This window comes from Achromobacter sp. SIMBA_011, from assembly GCF_046535435.1.
Classification (GTDB): Bacteria; Pseudomonadota; Gammaproteobacteria; order Burkholderiales; family Burkholderiaceae_B; genus Achromobacter; species Achromobacter dolens.
Map to the genome: position 1 here is coordinate 1 of NZ_JAWRWN010001098.1, position 242 is coordinate 242.

The 242-nt window shown below is 70.2% G+C and carries 1 pseudogene; it reads right to left on the reverse strand.

Going from position 1 to position 242, the window contains the following annotated elements:
* Positions 1-242 (reverse strand): annotated as a pseudogene (locus SB816_RS34425) (DNA polymerase III subunit beta); the annotation flags it as partial.

Consider the following 242-nt stretch of genomic DNA (forward strand, 5'->3'; position numbering starts at 1 on the left):
CTGCGGGACGGTCAGCGTCGCGCCGAAATCCTTCGCCTGCGCGACGGTCGGGAACTCGTCGGCCGCGAGCGTCTGCAGTGCGAAGCGGCTCTTGCCCGATTGAACGGTGAGGCGCTTGTCGGCGAGCGACAGCGTGACCTGGCCGTCAGGCATCGCGCGCAGGATGTCGAGCAGCTTGCGGGCCGCGACGGTGGTGGCCACCTGGTCGCCGCCGACGCCGAAATCGGCGCGCGTGGTGATCT